The organism is Sulfuricaulis sp. (assembly GCF_040901545.1).
Taxonomy (GTDB): Bacteria; Pseudomonadota; Gammaproteobacteria; order Acidiferrobacterales; family Sulfurifustaceae; genus Sulfuricaulis.
The window spans coordinates 105,872-119,289 of record NZ_JBBDYL010000038.1; the positions used below are offsets into that span (position 1 = coordinate 105,872).

General features: G+C 61.1%; 18 protein-coding genes. 9 read left to right on the top strand and 9 right to left on the bottom strand.

Translation table 11 applies throughout. The features are described 5' to 3' along the window. Positions 1-83 precede the first annotated feature (83 nt). From WD823_RS06885 to WD823_RS06895, 3 genes are all read left to right on the top strand, one after another. Positions 84-647 (top strand): carboxymuconolactone decarboxylase family protein, encoded by a 564-nt coding sequence (locus tag WD823_RS06885; RefSeq protein ID WP_368428745.1) that lies wholly within the window; start codon positions 84-86, stop codon positions 645-647. A 59-nt stretch (positions 648-706) separates the two neighbouring features. Further along, positions 707-1,183, top strand: coding sequence for a YHS domain-containing (seleno)protein (locus WD823_RS06890; RefSeq protein ID WP_368428746.1), 477 nt, complete (start codon positions 707-709; stop codon positions 1,181-1,183). Between the two features lie 93 nt (positions 1,184-1,276). Then, positions 1,277-1,531, top strand: a complete 255-nt coding sequence (locus WD823_RS06895; RefSeq protein WP_368428747.1) for a glutaredoxin domain-containing protein — start codon at positions 1,277-1,279, stop codon at positions 1,529-1,531. A gap of 155 nt (positions 1,532-1,686) precedes the next feature. Here WD823_RS06895 and WD823_RS06900 read toward each other — a convergent pair whose 3' ends face one another. Beyond that, positions 1,687-3,153, bottom strand: coding sequence for an LVIVD repeat-containing protein (locus WD823_RS06900; RefSeq protein WP_368428748.1), 1,467 nt, complete (start codon positions 3,151-3,153; stop codon positions 1,687-1,689). A 272-nt stretch (positions 3,154-3,425) separates the two neighbouring features. Between WD823_RS06900 and WD823_RS06905 the strand changes: the two genes are divergently transcribed. The 3 genes from WD823_RS06905 to WD823_RS06915 all read left to right on the top strand — a co-directional run bounded on the left by WD823_RS06905 (position 3,426) and on the right by WD823_RS06915 (position 4,303). Further along, on the top strand, positions 3,426-3,641 hold the full coding sequence (locus WD823_RS06905) for a ribbon-helix-helix protein, CopG family (RefSeq protein WP_368428749.1): 216 nt from the start codon (positions 3,426-3,428) through the stop codon (positions 3,639-3,641). Next, positions 3,638-4,042 (top strand): putative toxin-antitoxin system toxin component, PIN family, encoded by a 405-nt coding sequence (locus WD823_RS06910; RefSeq protein WP_368428750.1) that lies wholly within the window; start codon positions 3,638-3,640, stop codon positions 4,040-4,042. Before WD823_RS06905 ends, WD823_RS06910 begins: the two co-directional genes overlap by 4 nt. Positions 4,043-4,108: 66 nt before the next feature. Then, complete coding sequence (locus tag WD823_RS06915; protein ID WP_368428751.1) at positions 4,109-4,303, top strand: hypothetical protein; 195 nt, start codon at positions 4,109-4,111, stop codon at positions 4,301-4,303. Positions 4,304-4,542: 239 nt separating this feature from the next. Here WD823_RS06915 and rtcA read toward each other — a convergent pair whose 3' ends face one another. Continuing rightward, entirely contained in the window at positions 4,543-5,751 is a 1,209-nt protein-coding gene (gene rtcA, locus WD823_RS06920; protein ID WP_368428752.1) for an RNA 3'-terminal phosphate cyclase, read from the bottom strand. Between rtcA and WD823_RS06925 the strand changes: the two genes are divergently transcribed. Then, positions 5,737-6,492 carry a Mut7-C RNAse domain-containing protein gene (locus WD823_RS06925; RefSeq protein ID WP_368428753.1) on the top strand — a complete coding sequence of 252 codons (756 nt, stop codon included), beginning with the start codon at positions 5,737-5,739 and terminating at the stop codon, positions 6,490-6,492. The two genes, rtcA and WD823_RS06925, sit on opposite strands and share 15 nt — an antisense overlap. Here WD823_RS06925 and WD823_RS06930 read toward each other — a convergent pair. Then, the gene (locus tag WD823_RS06930; RefSeq protein ID WP_368428754.1) at positions 6,485-7,060 is read right to left on the bottom strand and encodes an NnrU family protein; all 576 of its coding nucleotides are present in this window, start codon (positions 7,058-7,060) and stop codon (positions 6,485-6,487) included. The two genes, WD823_RS06925 and WD823_RS06930, sit on opposite strands and share 8 nt — an antisense overlap. 228 nt (positions 7,061-7,288) lie before the next feature. Between WD823_RS06930 and WD823_RS06935 the strand changes: the two genes are divergently transcribed. Then, a complete protein-coding gene (locus WD823_RS06935; RefSeq protein ID WP_368428755.1) occupies positions 7,289-7,912 on the top strand; it encodes an FHA domain-containing protein in 624 nt (207 codons plus the stop codon). A 171-nt stretch (positions 7,913-8,083) separates the two neighbouring features. Beyond that, positions 8,084-9,178, top strand: coding sequence for a diguanylate cyclase (locus WD823_RS06940; protein ID WP_368428756.1), 1,095 nt, complete (start codon positions 8,084-8,086; stop codon positions 9,176-9,178). 3 nt (positions 9,179-9,181) lie between these two features. Here WD823_RS06940 and WD823_RS06945 read toward each other — a convergent pair whose 3' ends face one another. The 6 genes from WD823_RS06945 to WD823_RS06970 all read right to left on the bottom strand — a co-directional run bounded on the left by WD823_RS06945 (position 9,182) and on the right by WD823_RS06970 (position 13,052). Further along, positions 9,182-10,105: a lytic transglycosylase domain-containing protein gene (locus WD823_RS06945; protein ID WP_368428757.1), complete on the bottom strand. Its 924-nt coding sequence runs from the start codon at positions 10,103-10,105 to the stop codon at positions 9,182-9,184. Next, positions 10,075-10,797: a M48 family metallopeptidase gene (locus tag WD823_RS06950; RefSeq protein WP_368428758.1), complete on the bottom strand. Its 723-nt coding sequence runs from the start codon at positions 10,795-10,797 to the stop codon at positions 10,075-10,077. The genes WD823_RS06945 and WD823_RS06950 overlap by 31 nt, the downstream gene beginning before the upstream one ends. A 311-nt stretch (positions 10,798-11,108) precedes the next feature. Continuing rightward, on the bottom strand, positions 11,109-11,459 hold the full coding sequence (locus WD823_RS06955; RefSeq protein WP_368428759.1) for a TraR/DksA family transcriptional regulator: 351 nt from the start codon (positions 11,457-11,459) through the stop codon (positions 11,109-11,111). Between the two features lie 281 nt (positions 11,460-11,740). Further along, complete coding sequence (locus WD823_RS06960) at positions 11,741-12,148, bottom strand: RNA-binding S4 domain-containing protein (RefSeq protein ID WP_368428760.1); 408 nt, start codon at positions 12,146-12,148, stop codon at positions 11,741-11,743. A 203-nt stretch (positions 12,149-12,351) separates the two neighbouring features. Beyond that, positions 12,352-12,762: a type II toxin-antitoxin system HigA family antitoxin gene (locus WD823_RS06965; RefSeq protein ID WP_368428761.1), complete on the bottom strand. Its 411-nt coding sequence runs from the start codon at positions 12,760-12,762 to the stop codon at positions 12,352-12,354. Positions 12,763-12,764: 2 nt separating this feature from the next. After that, a complete protein-coding gene (locus WD823_RS06970) occupies positions 12,765-13,052 on the bottom strand; it encodes a type II toxin-antitoxin system HigB family toxin (RefSeq protein ID WP_368428762.1) in 288 nt (95 codons plus the stop codon). Positions 13,053-13,418: the final 366 nt, after the last annotated feature.

The following is a 13,418-nucleotide window of genomic DNA, read 5'->3' on the forward strand; positions in this document are numbered from 1 at the left end:
TCCCCGGTATCGTTCGGTCACAGAAGGACCATGTACTTCAGGACTTTAAATTCAACATTCACTTTCATAGAAAGGAGACAGCCATGTCGTACCAGAAATTTCCACTTCATACCTCGGCCACGGCGCCGGCCGCAGCCAAGCCTGCGTTTGAGAAACTCGAAAAAACCATGGGGTTCATTCCAAATCTGTACGCCCATCTGGCGGAGGCGCCGGCGGCGCTGTACGGGTATCTGGCGCTCAGCGACCAGTTCAAGCAGGCATCGCTGAGCCCGGTCGAGCAGCAAGTGGTGTTGATCAGCGCCAGTATCGTAAACGGCTGCGACTACTGCGCCGCCGCGCATTCGTTCGTGGCCCGTAATCTGGTGAAGGCCGACGGCAAGGTCATCGATGCACTCCGTGCGCGCCGCGATTTGCCCGACGCCCGCCTGAACGCGCTGGCCCGTTTCACCCGCGAAATGGTGGAAACCCGCGGACGTCCCGCGCCGGCCGCGGTGACCGCGTTTTACGCCGCCGGTTTTGACCAACGGGCGGTGCTCGAGGTGATTACCGGAATCGCGCTCAAAACGCTCTCGAACTACATGAACCACATAACCGACACTCCGCTCGACGCCACTTTCGAGCCCGAGCGCTGGAACGACGCGGCGTAAGTTGCGACGCGGGTACACGTTATATCAACCCTAACCAGTCCATTGAATCGAGGTGACACTTGAAACCGAAATATCAGATGTCCGGATTGTTGCTTACAGCCCTGTTGATTGTCAGCGCCAGTGCCGGCGCGGCGCCAATCGATAAAAATGCCGATGCCAACGACGTAGCCCTGCACGGATACGACCCGATCGCCTACTTCAAAGCGGGCGCGCCAACACGCGGGAAGGCTGGCATCACGGTCGCGCACGACGGCGTGATCTATCGCTTTGCATCGGTCGCCAACCGCGATGCCTTCCAGCAGGACCCGCGTCGCTACGTTCCGCAGTTCGGCGGTTTCTGCGCCATGGGCACGGCGATGGGCCTCAAGCTCGACGTGGACCCGCAGGCATGGCGGATCGTCGATGGCAAGTTGTACCTGAACCTCAACAAGGACGTGCAGAAGAAGTGGCTGTCAGACATTCCGGGCCATTTGTCACAGGCCAATGCCAAGTGGCCCGAGATCCAGGACAAGGATCCGAAGTCGCTGAAGAACTGAAGCGGTATTCCGCCGGTCACCCGACTTTAAACGGATAACCGGCGGTACTTCGGGAGAGATCGGCAAGCAACCCAGGTAATGCGAGAGGCAGCCATGAGCGATATCACCATTTACAGCAGAACGCCGTGTGGCTATTGCAGCCTTGCGAAACGTCTGCTGAAGGATCGTGGACTCGCCTTCCATGAAGTCGATCTCACGACGCAGTCGAATATCGAACGCGAGCTGGTAACCAGGACCGGGCAACGAACCGTCCCACAAATTTTTATCGGAGATCGGTTCATCGGTGGTTATACCGAATTGGCCTTGCTGATCAGGGATGGCCGGCTGACATCGATGCTTGCTGGCTGATCCACATAGACGCACATCTCTACCTCTTAGCGCCTCGCCCTGGCGACGTCGAATGCGCTTACAAATACAATAATCCCAATCTCAAGCCTGATGCATCCGGAGAGGCGGAGTTAATTGGACCGGTAGAGATAATTGGTGGGTGAGTATTTTTAAAATCACTTCGGCCGCTTTAACGGTCGCTGCACGATCTGCGCGGCCGGCCCGGTCAGTCTGACGATATGCAGCCCGGTGTTGGCCCGATCCGCGAGGTAGATATACCCGCGATTGTCGATTTCAACGTTATTGGTCTGGATGGCGACCTTGCCATTGCGGGTGTCCGTGTTGGCGGTGACGGCCGGGATAAAAAAACCGGCTTCCAGCGGCTGGAACGGATTGCGCACGTCGATCGCGCGCACTCCGGCATTGAACCACGAAGCGACGATAAGCCTTTTGTCGAAGTCCGGGTTGCGCGACCAGTTCATCGAGTGCGCGCCGAAGCGTCCACCGCGCGTGCAGAAATTCCCGCTCGACTCCTCCATCTGGTAGTTGGCCACCGGCATGGGGCGCGCCTCATCGGTGATCTCCACCAGGAACACCGGGTGCTGCGTGGGCTCCGCGCATTCATCGGATGTGGATTCTGAGACCACGACCAGAAAATCGCGCGGGGTTCCCTGCCCGAATTTCGCCAGCTCCGGCACGTCCATGCCGATCATGGCCACCGCCGTATGCCCGCCCCAGAACGCGGGCATGTCAAACCGGCCGACTTGCGGGAACAGCAGTTCGCCCACCGTCGGTGAGTCCGGGCAACTCGGGCGACAGTTCAGCAGCTTCGCCACGTCCACGATCTGAACCACGCCGTTGTGGCTGGTCCCGTAGGCGATATAAAGCCGCGACCCGTCCGCAGACAAAGTGGCTTCATGCGCGCCCGCGGGCGCCACGGCGGCGGAACCTTTCGGCTCCTGACCGGGCAATCCGAACACCCGGATTACCTTGGGATGCGCCGGATCGCCGAGATCAACGACCCAGGTTTGCCGGCTTGTCTTCCATCCCAGCTGTCGGCCGTCGTAGTTGATGTAGGCGATGCCACTGTTGCAATCCCACCAGTTCTTGTGCGTGGCATGGCCGCCGGCGATCACGGTGGTGACGAACACCGGCGCGCGGGGATTGGTGACATCGTAGATCTGATGATCCACATTGCCATTGCTGCGCAGCAGGTACGTTTTCGCGGCATCGCCGCGCGGGAGCTCCGCCCCGCGGCAGGTCTGCACCATCTGCGCGCCCCCGGCACCCGGTATGTGGTGTAAATAAACCGGCTTCGCCGGAACCGTTACATCGACGATCGAGACCCCGTTGGTTTGCCGGGGCGCTCCCGGCAGCAGCGTATTCGGCGCACTGCCGCTGTGGTGACCGACATAAGCGATCCATCTCCCGTCCTGTTCCTGAATGACGGGCTGATAGGCGCTGCGCGCCTGCAGATCGTGAAGCCCGACCAAGCTCATGTTCTTGGACTCGGCCGTCTTCTTGCCCGGCGTTGCCGCCTCGAGGTACTTCGGGGCCATCAGCGGCAATGCCAGCAATCCGGCTACGACGGTCGCCAAAATGTTTACTGAGAGGGATGGTTTTATAAATGTGTTTATTCTCATTACGTGTCCCTCCAATAGTTTGGCTAGTCTCAGGTAACCGGAGCGCCGCATGGAACATGGGGTTTCCATGGCATGGTCTGACGCCACCACTTTACCCCTGCGGGCGGGCGTGCCGGTAGTAAAGATGGAAGCCTGGCCCGTGGGCCTCAAGCTCAACGGCCGGAAGCATCCGGGAGCGGAACTTGGCTTTCTGCTATCGTCGTCCGATTTAAGGGCAACCTACGGTTTGTGTGTTACAATGTCTTACAATGAGCGGATACTGGAGAAACCCGATGGGCACCTTAACGATACGTCTTGACGACAAACTGGAGCGCGAACTCAACCGGCTCGCCAAAGCGCAACACAAGACAAAAAGCGAGGTTGCGCGCGAACTGCTGCGTCGGCACATACTTGTACGCGAACTGGACAGAATCCGCGACAAGCTTCGGCCCTACGCGGAAGCGGCGGGCTATCTGACTGATGAGGATTTCTTCCGGAATATCTCTTGAGGATCTTCTTCGACACCAATGTATTGGCCAGTGCGTTGATGGGTCATGGACTGTGCCGTGACCTGTTGGATCGCGCCCTGATCGGGCATGAGGTTCTGCTCGGTGAGCCGGTACGCGAGGAACTGCGCCGAGTGCTGACAACCAAATTTCGTGTGCCGACAGATCTGTGGCATGAACTCGACAGGAAACTGCGCGAATTCGAACAAGCGCCCGCGGCAACTGCTCCACTAGGCGTATCGGTTTCCGATGCCGATGACGTTCCGATTATCGCCTGCGCCCTCTACGCCAAGGCCGATGTTTTCGTTACAGGCGACAAGGGGCTATTAAATCTCAGCAAGATCGAAGGAATGCCGATGCTCTCACCGCGCGAGCTTTGGCAAAGACTGACGGGTACCGGATAACCGATAATTTCAAAAGCGGATGCGGTGATGCGAAGCGTGGGGGGAAAGGAGTCGGAAACCCGGCCCGTGGGCCTCAAGCTCAACGGCCGGAAGCATCCGGGGTGGAGTTGGTTGGGGTGGGTTTTGGAAAATCAAGCCTGGCTCTTAATGGATTACCGAAATATCATCAGCCGGGAATATCAGGAAAAATTCCTCTCTGACCCGAATGGCGCTTACTTAAGCCGAAATGCAGGGTGGGTTATTGATCATGGTACCGCCTAAGGAAGGTCTGAATAATTCGATGTAGGGTGAGGCGGGGTTTTCGTGAACACACTTAACGTGTGTTCACGCCGCCGAACGGGTGCAACGGGTTTTGTTGCGCCCCGGGCTGCAAGTCCCACGCACCATTTTATCGATCGGTGCGCAGGGCGCGCCCTGCATTTTTTGATTAATCAGTCCGGAGGTTTTATTCCGGCGCCGAACGGTCATGCGGTACAGCGCAGCCTATTTTTTTCATACAGTCAGCCAGGCGCCACGTCCACCCGGATACAGCCACCCACCGGCCGGGTGCTCACGCGCAACGGCAAAAACTGCGGCAACAACCAGAGCGTGGTCTGCGCATGCGACGAGAGCGTGCGCGCCAGGAAACACGACGGGGTTTGCGCCAGCGCGCAATAAATCAGCATCTGGTCGCAGGCGTGGAGATCGAGCGTCGCGCCGGCGGCGAGTTCATCGCGCAGTGCCTGCGCCGCGGTCCCGGCGATGCGCTCCGCCGGCACGCCGCGTTGCGCCACCTCCGCGCCGCCGAGCAGCGCGTGCGCCGTGCGCGCCCACAGCACGATGGCCCCACCCTGCCCGAACGCCTGATCCCGGCCCAGTACCTGTTGCTCGATTTCGGCATGGGCGGTATCGGCGAGCATCCGCGCCGCCGTCTGCCGCATGCGCTCGACAATATGCGCCGGCAAATTGGACACATGCGCGATACCGCGAATTTCCTGCACCGCTCCCGGCATTTCGAGGCGCAGACCATTCAGGCGGCCTGCCCGCAGCACCACCGTCACCTCGCCGCCGCCGCGCGGATAGTAGCCGCGCCGCTGGAGCGTGAACTCCACTTCCGCGCCCATGCGCGCCAGCAAGGGCAGCAGCACGAAGCGCAGGTAATCCAGCGGCGGCGCGGCGCGGACGTCGGTGCCCCCGCTCAGGTGAATGCGCACCGGCGCGCCGCAGGCGAGCGCCGCCGGCAGCAGCGCCTGCAACACCAGCGTGACGCTGCCGGCGGTCCCCACGTCGAAGCGGAATTCCCCGCCATGCAATTTACCCGGGCGAAAGACCAGCTCCGGTGATCGCAACTCCAGTCCCTCGACCTGGGCGTCGCACAGAGCCGCGACGGCCTTGACCGCCGTGAGATGCTGGGGCGCGAGGCCCGGCGGCACGCGCCGCGCGCGGATGTCGCGCAACCGTACCGGCGCGCCGGTGATGGCGGCAAGCGCGCACGCCGTGCGCAGAAGCTGCCCGCCGCCTTCGCCGTAGGAACCGTTTATTTCACGCATGCCGCCGGTATTATCCTGCGGGCCCTGTGGTTCCACCACCGACACGGGCAAGGTTTTTGCCACAATACCTCCCAGCTCCTTTAATTTTATTTCAGCGCCATGACTGGGCCTGCGGTGCGCTTTTATACTGTGATCCGGCTCACCCCGCCGGGAGGCATCCGGTCCATGGCCCAGGTGCAATTACGTTTCTACGAGGAGCTGAACGACTTTCTGCCGCCGGAGCGGCGCAAGACTGCTTTTACCCACGCGCTCACGCGCCGCACCTCGGTCAAGGACCTGATCGAATCCTGCGGCGTGCCGCACACCGAAGTGGAACTGATCCTGGTCAACGGCCGGTCGGTGGATTTTTCCTATATCGTCCAGGCGGACGATCGCCTCAGCGTCTATCCGGTGTTCGAGAGCCTGGACGTCAGCCCCTTGATCCGGCTGCGGGACAAGCCCCTGCGCCACCCCCGCTTCGTCGTCGACGCCAACCTCGGTCAACTGGCGCGCTACCTGCGGCTGCTGGGCTTCGATGCGATTTACCGCAACGACTTCACCGACCGGGACGTGGCGCGGATCGCAAGCCAGGAAAAGCGTATCGTGCTAACGCGCGACCGCGCCCTGCTGCAACACAAAATCATCACCCACGGCTACTTCGTGCGCGCCGTCAAACCCCGCGAACAGGTAAGAGAAATCCTCGCGCGCCTGGACCTGTACCGCGCCCTGCGCCCCTTCACCCGCTGCCTGCGCTGCAACGGCGCACTGGAGGACGTAGACAAGGAAGCGGTGCTGCCCCAACTGGAACCGAAGACGAAAAAATATTACCACCGGTTTCGGCGCTGCCAGGACTGCGGGCAGGCGTACTGGAAAGGCAGTCACTTCAACCGCATGGAGAAGCTGCGCGATTACTTCGCGGCACCGCCCGATCCGGTCAGATGACCGGCACGCCGATCAACCGGGAATGCAAGTAGATCAGGAACAACACCCAGACGGCCAAACCGATCACCGCCGCCACCGCGGCGTTCGCCCAGGTTCCGGCCGGCGCACCGGTTCCGGCCAAGCGGTCCCGCCGTCGGGAGGATCGGAAGTCGATCGCGGACCAGGCAAGAAAAGCCCCGAACAGCACCAAATCCGCCGCGCGCGCGTTCGTCAGCAAATGCGCCGAGGCCCACACCACGACGCTCGCGACCATCGGATGCCCGATCGAGGTCTTGATGCGGTTGCGCGGCACATACACCGCGGCAAACAGAATGAACGACAACAACATGAGCAACAACGCGGGGTTATGCAGCCAGGAAGGTGAACTCCATAACTCAGCCGCGCCCACGCGCGCCCGGCCATACCCCCAGACAATCAGCACAAACCCCAAGAGCGAGACCAGCGAATAGAGCCCCTTCCAGGCATTAGGTCCGATGCGCGCCATCACCGCGCCGCGCCACGTCTCCGCGTAAATGCGCACCGAGTGCGCCGCCAGAAACACGATCAATCCTAAGATGAGTAGTGTCATGGATCGAGGAACGCACAGTTACTGGTTATTCTTTAAATCCCTCTGAGGCATCCCCTTAATATTTGTCCACGATACACTCGCGATCGCGCGCAAGCTGCAAGCGGCCGTGGGCGGAACTAATCAGGCTGGTGCACAAATTTGCCACGTTTTGTATTCTATACGCTCGAAGCGGAATATCCGGATAAATGTGTATCGATCGGAGCGAAAGATCAGCCAGATATGGGCAAATTGACGATCAAAACCCAGGGCAACCAGGTCGGCGAAGTGGACCTGAAACTGGGCGAGATGACGATCGGGCGCGATCCCGCCTGCGACATCGAGCTGAAAGACGACAAGTCGGTCAGCAAACAGCACGCCGTGATCAAGACCGTCGGCCGAAAATCGACGATCGAAGATCTCGGCAGCACCAACGGCACGTTCATCGATATCGAACGCATCGAGCGCCATGAGTTGCGCCACGGCGATACCATCATCATCGGCGAATACGAGCTGCGCTATCGCGATGTTATCGAGCTGGACAAACCGGCATCCGGCAACCGCCCGGCAGCCCGCTCCGCATCGGTGACTTCGCAGGAAAATACCAGGATCATCACCGCGCACGCGCAGCTCATCGCCGTGGAAGGCCGGGACAAGGGCAAAAGCGTGCCGCTCGTGAAGGAGGAAACCGTGCTCGACAACCCCGGCAAGAACCCGGCCCGGATTTACCGCACCGCCGAGGGCTACGTGCTGCACGCGCAAGCCGGGCCCGGCGAACCGCGTCTCAACGACCGGCCCGTGCAGGCCGGCGGACTGTTGCTCGAGAGCGGCGACATCATCGAAGTCGCGGGGACGAAGTATCAGTTGAATTTATAGTCGCGTCCGGTGCTTTTGATTGCCGGTTCAGTTTTAAAACCGCTTATTTCTTAATCCCGCCGTCCCGCTTTCCGCGCCGGAAAATCGAGCCGCTTTAATCGACACTGGCTAATCCGGCCGCGTCGCCTATGTTTATTAATGTATTGGGCCGGGAACAGCGCAAGGAAACTAGTGACTAAATCTTCTTTTCCTGCAAGCGGAAGCGTCTCCGTGGACGGCATCGAGGTCGTCGAGCTGTCGGATATCGATCTCGACTTCGCCGTCGAAGAGGCGTTTCGGCAGGGAGCATCCCAGGCGCCTGCAACGACCCGCACGGAAGCGGCAAACCCGCAAGACCTCGGCACGCTCGAACTGTTTCAGGGTGTCGGCGATCAGGATCTCGCCGTGTGTGCGGCGCGCTGCCAGTTGATACATGCCTTGCCCGGTCATGTTCTGTTCGCGCCCGGGCGGCTCAATACCAAGATCTTCTTCGTGCTCGAGGGCCAGTTGCGTCTCTACGCCCAAACCGGCGACAAGCGGCCGATGGCCGTCGCCGACGTCGGCCACTCGACCGGTCTGCGCTCGGCGCTCGCCATGCAACCCCTGGATCATTCCGCGATCGCCACGGAAGTCTCCCGCCTCCTGGTGGTGGACATCGCGGCCATCGACGAGCTCGCCAAACGGTCCCATGCCTTCGCGCGCAACTACGCCGCGCTGCTGGCCAGCTACCTGCGCGGTGACGATTGCCTGCACGTCGGCGCGCGCACGGGCGCCGCCGCGCGACCCGGATACATTGACGAACTTACGTTGCTGCGCAATCAACGCTGGCTGGATGAGATGTTCCCGCGTCTTCTGGGCCGCTACCGGCTCGGCGACAAAACGCTCGCCGTCGCCGCTTTCGCCGTCGACAAGCTCGACGAGATCGTGAAGCAACACGGCATCGGACCGAGCCTGCGCGTGCTCGAAGCCATCGGCCACTGGATGCAAGATCAAACGCGCCCCACCAACATTCTGGCCATCGACAAGAATCGTCGCATCTTCGCGTTTCTGCCGGACTGCGATCTTGACGCCGCGCGCCACCTGGCCGGCCGCATCAAGACCCAGGTCCAGAGCCTGCCGATCTCGCTGGCAACCGAGACAGCGCCGCAACCGATTACGGTCACGCTCTCGCTCGGCATCGCCGTGCTTGAGCGAGGAAAGAACGAGCACGATTTCCTCGGCAAAACCGAGGCGTTGATCCAGAAATCCATCAAGCTCGGCGGGAACTGGCTGAGCGAAGCGCTCTGAACATTACTCCTCCGGCCGCGCCGTGGCCGCCAGCCGGGCGAACACGCGCCTCATCGCGTCGACCCGCGCGAGATAGCCGCGGACGTCGTGATCGCCGCAGCGCTGGCCGTCGGTCAGCCGCAAGCCGCGCCGGGCGTAGGCGTCGCCCGCCCCGGCACCGCACAAGTGGATCACGGCGGCCAGGTCTTGCTTCTGCCGGAGCGTGGCGCCGGCGATCCGGTTGCGCTCCAGCGTGCCCGCGATGCGGCGATCCAGAAAGGCGGACGTCAGCTCGGCGGCGTGGCTCGGCACCACCCGCGTGTAGAGGCTGTTGAACCAGCACGATCTCAACGCGTGCCAGGGCCCGTCCTCGACCACGGCGTGGTCATGAATGCAGTAGCGCTTCGCCTCGGCGAACGTCGCATCGGTGATCTGATACATGCCGACCGCGCTCGACGCCGGCCGGTACAGCTCGAAGAGATCCCATGTCAGGCGCCACCGCCAATACGTCCGGGCCACCGGGTTGCCCGAGCCTTCGACCTGGGCGAGCGCGGCCAGGAGATCGGGCGTGATGACGGCGGTGGCGTGCGCGCGGAAGATCGGCGCGTACTGCCGCCACGTCTCGAACGGCGTTTTGGAGAGCGCATCGCTCACGGGAAAGAACAGTTCGGCCGGCTTGCGCACAACCTGGTACGTCCAGTTGGTAGCAGACCAGAGCGCCAGGGCGACGGCGGCGACGATGATGAGCTGTACCGGCAGCGGCGCGGCCAACAGAGCCCGAAGCGCGCGCCGGCGCAGCCGCGCGCCCGGCCAAAGGAACGCGAGGCGGGAACGACGCCGGCGCTGCTTGCGTTGCTTCCGGGAGGCGGTTCGGGCAGCGCGTAAACGTGACATGAAAGCGCCGGCCCTTTCGCCAGTCAGCAGGCCCAGCGCGGCACGCTTTTCCAACCTTTCCGCAGCTCCCTGTCGTGGGTGCGAAAATCGGCGTGGTTTTTCTGCACCAACGACCAGAATCGTGGCGAGTGATTCATTTCCGCCAAGTGGCAGAGTTCATGAACCATCACGTAACGAACCAGCGCGGGAGCAAGAAACAAAAGCTTGGCGTTCAGGGTGATCGCCCTGTGGCGCGAGCAACTCCCCCAGCGGGTGCGTTGACGTTTGATGTAGACATGCCGGAACGCAAGGCCAAGTTGCCTGCTCAATTCCTCGAGACGCGGCACCAGGTGTGCGTAGGCCTGGCGTACGAGCCAGCGCGCGAGTGCGGCGCGGCTGGCGTGTTCATCCGTGAAACGACCGTGAATCAACAGCCGGCCCGGGCCGATTTCACGCACCGCCGCCCAAGGCGCGTCCGCTTCCCGCGCGGTGACTTGCCACACTTGGTCAAGCGCCGGAAGCTCGATATCGTCCGGCGGTTTCCAGACAGCCTCAGGTCCGCTCGGCTTGCGATCGGCCTCGGCGCGCTCCAGCGCGGCGCGTATCCATGCCTGCTTCTGTTCCAACATGCCGGGTATTCGTGCCGGGTTGTAGCCCCGGGGCACGACCACCTCCAAGCCGCTCCGTGACGTTATGCGCAGTCGCACATGCCGCGCACGCGCACTCTTCCGCAACCGGTATTCGAACAAGGCTTTACTTAACGGCATCCCGGCTTTCGGCTTGTTTCAAGGTTGTCATGCCGGCGAAGATCGTTCCTGTCACCGGCTCAATTTCGTATTTGTTTTCTTCACGGTGGTGTTAGCGGTTACCGGCATACCACCCGGCTCGTGGAAACCTGTAAATCGTCATGCGCCATTCGTTAGATTAGAAGCAAAGAAAGTTGGAGCGATCATTGTAAACCACTCCAACGCTTTTATTCTCACCGTAGCGGCGCGAGGCGTGGGCGGGAAGCGAGTTGGTTGGGGTGGTTCGGAAAATCGAGCCTGGCTCCTTTCAATCCCCGAACCCGCCGGCCAGATCAGCGCTTCTCGCGCGCGCTGGCGCAGGCGATGCACAGGGCCGCGGTGGGGTCGAATTCCAGCCGCCGCGGATCGATGTCTTCCCCGCAGGACTGGCAGACGCCGAACTCCCCGGCGTCGATGCGCGCCAGCGCCGTTTCAATGCCGCGCATCTGAAGCGCGCGCCGCTGCTGCGCGGCTACGGCCATGGCCTGCACCTGCATGGCATCCATGCGCGACACCCGTCCCACGCTCGACTGGTCGAGCGTCACCGGCCGGGCCGCGTCCCGCGCCGTGTCGTCCGTGGTCAGCAGTTCAGCGCGCATCTGCAACAACCGCGCCCGGAAGCGTTCGAGTGTGGATTCGTCCATCGTGATAATTCCCCAACAGCGCTGTCCGCATTAAAAAATGTAGGGCGCACATCGCGCGCCGACCCGCCGTTCGAATCGGCGCCGAATGGCGCGTGGTACGCGCCCTACAAGAGCTCGCTCACCGCAAGGCTTCAACTCACCGTTCGTGCTGAGCTTGTCGAAGCACGAAGGGCTCAGAACAGGCTTGTCGAACCAGGAACGGCGCTACAAAAGCCGAGAGATTCTCATTTTGTTGGGCGCTCTAAGTGTCATTCTTCTCAGGTACTGCTCCTGCCGCCCTTTCAGCCGATCCTGGTTTTCTTGAACTGGATAATCCGGCGCCGTTCCTTTTTGCCGGGGCGCCCTTTTGGAGGGGTGACAAGACGTCTTTCGGCGGCAAGCCGGGCCGCCAATTCGTTCCGCGCCGCTTGGCTCGATTCGCTTTCTTCATAAAGCAACGCGGCTTGCGTCGCCGGGCCGCGCCGGGCGGACAAGGCCCGCACCCGCACGGCATATTCATAGGGGCCGATATGGATGTTCAAGGCATCATTCGGGCGAAGGGCCTTGGCCGCCTTCACCCGCTCGCCATTCAATTTGACCTTGCCGCCCGCCACCGCGGCAGCGGCCAGGGCCCGGGTCTTGAAAAACCTCGCCGCCCAAAGCCATTTGTCGAGGCGGAGCGTGCTGTCTTCGGTTTTTGTCACCGCCATTCCTGGTCTTCTCGACACTTCTGGCATTCGGGTCGGTTTGATCGTCCCTGAGCCCATCGGTTCATTCAGGCCGCTCCTCCCACCTGAAGCAGAACGATGCCGATAAATAGCGGTTCATGTTCACGATCCCCTGCGATGCTACGCGGGAAGCAAGCCATTCCCGAGGGCGGAGTTGGTTGGGGCGGGTTTAGGGGCTATTGAGGCTAGACGAACACCGCTGGCGAGACATTGAAACGCTTTGCGAGTCGCTTGATTTGCCGTGCGTTCAATTCGCGCTTGCCGGTTAATACCTCGGACACAACGCCCTGACTGCCGATCTCCGGCAAGTCCGATTGTCGCAAGTCATGCTCACGCATCAGAAACTTCAGCACGGCCGCCGGCTTGGCGGTGGGAATCGGCACGTGCTCGGCCTCGTACTTCTCGATGAAAACGCCGATGGCATCGGCGAGTTCCGCCATCGGATGTTTCTCGTCCTCTCCGATTTCATCGAGGATCGCATCCAGCATTTCAACCGCGCGCGCATAGTCCTTCTTGGTGTGCAGCGTGCCCAGCGGCACCAGGGTGCGCAGCCGGCGGTAATCGCGAATAACCTGATCAAACTGATGGACCTGCATAATTACTCCTTCCACTTGTCGCTGTCATACTCAACGTGCGTCAGCACGTGCCGGATATAAACCTTCTTGCGGTTGTAATGAATTTCCGCAATCAATCTGAACTTGTTGCCGCCAATGTCGAAGACCGTGAATTTGCCGACCTTGTCCACCGATCGGAACACTCGCTTGAGCTCGGCAAACGATCCGAAATCGGTCCTGGACATGATTGCGTACCACACGCCCAACGGCTGCACCGCCTCCTTGTGCCGGGATGCGAAATCCCTTAGTCGCTTTCTTGTTATGACGTGCACGCAACAAGTCTATATCTCATATTGAGATATTACAACTACCATTGACGGGCGGATTTTGTGGAGCGTTGGTGTCTGGCACCCACGGTTGCCAAATGAAGCTGAAGCGGGCGAATATTAGGAAAAACTGTGCTCTGACCCTGAGGTACGCTCAAGCGGCTGGACCGCGAACGGCGCCGGATCGTGTTGAAGCCGGAGAACAAGTCCTACCCGGCCATACGCCCGCAAGGAAAGCTTGAGATTTTGGCGTGGTGGTCGGGCAGGTTCGGAAGTACTGGTATCCTGATATCGTGACCCCCACGATCAATAAGTTACGTTCGCGCTTGACATGTGCCGCACATGTTCTTATGTTTGAAGCATGTCAGCGAT

Excerpts from the sequence above, each read along its gene's own strand:
- WD823_RS06885 (WP_368428745.1), top strand. The coding sequence starts at position 84 with ATGTCGTACCAGAAATTTCCACTTCATACCTCGGCCACGGCGCCGGCC.
- WD823_RS06895 (WP_368428747.1), top strand. The coding sequence starts at position 1,277 with ATGAGCGATATCACCATTTACAGCAGAACGCCGTGTGGCTATTGCAGC.
- WD823_RS06900 (WP_368428748.1), bottom strand. The coding sequence starts at position 3,153 with ATGAGAATAAACACATTTATAAAACCATCCCTCTCAGTAAACATTTTG.
- WD823_RS06905 (WP_368428749.1), top strand. The coding sequence starts at position 3,426 with ATGGGCACCTTAACGATACGTCTTGACGACAAACTGGAGCGCGAACTC.
- WD823_RS06925 (WP_368428753.1), top strand. The coding sequence starts at position 5,737 with ATGGCCCAGGTGCAATTACGTTTCTACGAGGAGCTGAACGACTTTCTG.
- WD823_RS06930 (WP_368428754.1), bottom strand. The coding sequence starts at position 7,060 with ATGACACTACTCATCTTAGGATTGATCGTGTTTCTGGCGGCGCACTCG.
- WD823_RS06950 (WP_368428758.1), bottom strand. The coding sequence starts at position 10,797 with ATGCCGTTAAGTAAAGCCTTGTTCGAATACCGGTTGCGGAAGAGTGCG.
- WD823_RS06955 (WP_368428759.1), bottom strand. The coding sequence starts at position 11,459 with ATGGACGAATCCACACTCGAACGCTTCCGGGCGCGGTTGTTGCAGATG.
- WD823_RS06960 (WP_368428760.1), bottom strand. The coding sequence starts at position 12,148 with ATGGCGGTGACAAAAACCGAAGACAGCACGCTCCGCCTCGACAAATGG.
- WD823_RS06965 (WP_368428761.1), bottom strand. The coding sequence starts at position 12,762 with ATGCAGGTCCATCAGTTTGATCAGGTTATTCGCGATTACCGCCGGCTG.